General features: G+C 32.6%; 1 protein-coding gene and 1 pseudogene. Both read left to right on the plus strand.

What is annotated here, in order from left to right; genetic code table 11:
- A pseudogene (locus AC061C_RS15790) lies at positions 1 to 274 on the plus strand (ribonuclease Z); the annotation flags it as partial.
- 93 nt (positions 275 to 367) lie between these two features.
- Positions 368 to 1,012: a pyridoxamine 5'-phosphate oxidase gene (gene pdxH, locus AC061C_RS15795; protein WP_478291967.1), complete on the plus strand. Its 645-nt coding sequence runs from the start codon at positions 368 to 370 to the stop codon at positions 1,010 to 1,012.
- The last annotated feature ends 219 nt before the right edge of the window (positions 1,013 to 1,231 follow it).

Here is a 1,231-nt window from a genome sequence, read left to right on the forward strand (position 1 = left end):
TGCATATCATGAAGCGATACTTCCTATTATTAAAAATGTCGATGTTTTGTACCACGAAGCAACTTTCTTGCAATCAGAAGAAAGCTTGGCAAAAAAGACATTACACTCCACATCCAAAGAAGCAGCTACAATTGCATTAAAAGCGAATGTCAAGCAATTAATTTTGGGACATTATTCAACTCGATACGAAAATATTGATTTTTTTAGAGAAGAAGCTGCTGCGATTTTCCCCGAGGTTGTATTGGCTGATGATGGCAAAATTTTTGAATTTTAAATAAATCAATTTTTTTTGCTTAGCCGCTTATCTGTATCTAAATCTATTAAAATGCACCATATAATTATTGAATAATCTTAAAAACATATAACAATGAATGATTTAAGTAACTACAGAAAGTCTTACGATAAGAGTGAGCTATTAGAATCAAGTATACCAGACAATCCAATTAGCCTTTTTAACACATGGTTTCATGAAGTAGAGGACCTTGGAGGAGATAGCGAAGTTAATGCCATGACAGTAGCTACAATTGGTCTAGATGGGTTTCCAAAGGCTAGAGTAGTTTTGTTGAAAAATTTTGATGAAGAAGGGTTTGTTTTTTATACCAATTATAATTCAGAAAAGGGTAAGGCAATTGATCAAAATCCCAATATTTGCCTATCGTTTTTTTGGCACACAATGGAACGACAAGTTATTATTAAAGGTATCGCTAAAAGAACAACGGAAGAAACTTCGGATCGTTATTTTGACTCTAGACCTGATGGCAGTAAACTAGGAGCTATCGTTTCTAATCAAAGTGAAATTATTCCTTCTCGTGACTTTTTAGAAAATAATCTAAAACAATTGGAGAATGATTTTAATAATGAACCAATCCCAAGACCTGTTCACTGGGGAGGATTTCTTGTAACCCCTTTAGAGATAGAATTTTGGCAGGGAAGGCCTAATCGATTGCACGATAGAATCAGGTATAGTGCTTATAATCAGCTTTCTTGGAAAATAGATCGCCTCTCTCCATAATGTAAGAAATATGTATATGTAAATGTTTTTTTGATGTAGTTTATCGATTATTTTTGGTGCTTAAACGATAAAATGAATATGTTTGATAAAGAATTTCAAACCTATTATTTATTTATTAAAGAAGTTTGCCCCACAATCTACTTTAAACTTAATCTACTACATTATGAAAACAACATTACTTCGTGCATTATTGCTATTGACTGTGATATGCACCATGAA

The organism is Flavobacterium sp. GNP010 (assembly GCF_056428945.1).